Below are 569 nucleotides of genomic sequence, written 5' to 3'. Positions count from 1 at the left end.
TCTGGAGTTGTTGGCTTCTCTGGTTCTGTTGGCTTCTCTGGTTCTGTTGGTTTCTCTGGTTCTGTTGGCTTCTCCGGTTCTGTTGGCTTCTCTGGTTCTGTTGGCTTCTCTGGTTCTGTTGGTTTTTCTGGTTCTGTTGGCTTCTCCGGATCTGTTGGCTTCTCTGGTTCTGTTGGCTTCTCTGGTTCTGTTGGCTTCTCCGGTTCTGTTGGTTTCTCCGGATCTGTTGGCTTCTCTGGTTCTGTTGGTTTCTCCGGATCTGTTGGCTTCTCTGGTTCTGTTGGCTTCTCTGGTTCTGTTGGCTTCTCCGGTTCTGTTGGCTTCTCTGGTTCTGTTGGCTTCTCTGGTTCTGTTGGCTTCTCTGGTTCTGTTGGCTTCTCTGGTTCTGTTGGCTTCTCTGGTTCTGTTGTTGGTTTCTCTGGTTCTGTTGGCTTCTCTGGTTCTGTTGGTTTTTCCGGCTCTGTCGGTTTCTCTGGATTTGTTGGTTTTTCTGGCTCTGTCGGTTTCTCTGGATTTGTTGGTTTTTCTGGCTCTGTCGGTTTCTCTGGATTTGTTGGTTTTTCTGGCTC

At 48.9% G+C, this 569-nt stretch carries 1 protein-coding gene; it reads right to left on the bottom strand.

Annotated features, from left to right (window positions below):
• Window positions 1-569 (bottom strand): hypothetical protein (locus AC1Q8L_RS26790; RefSeq protein WP_492339518.1); only part of this gene is annotated, 569 nt, incomplete at both ends.

This window comes from Bacillus sp. GW823-FHT06A11, assembly GCF_058795355.1.
This window is presented reverse-complemented; position numbering and strand designations above follow the sequence as displayed.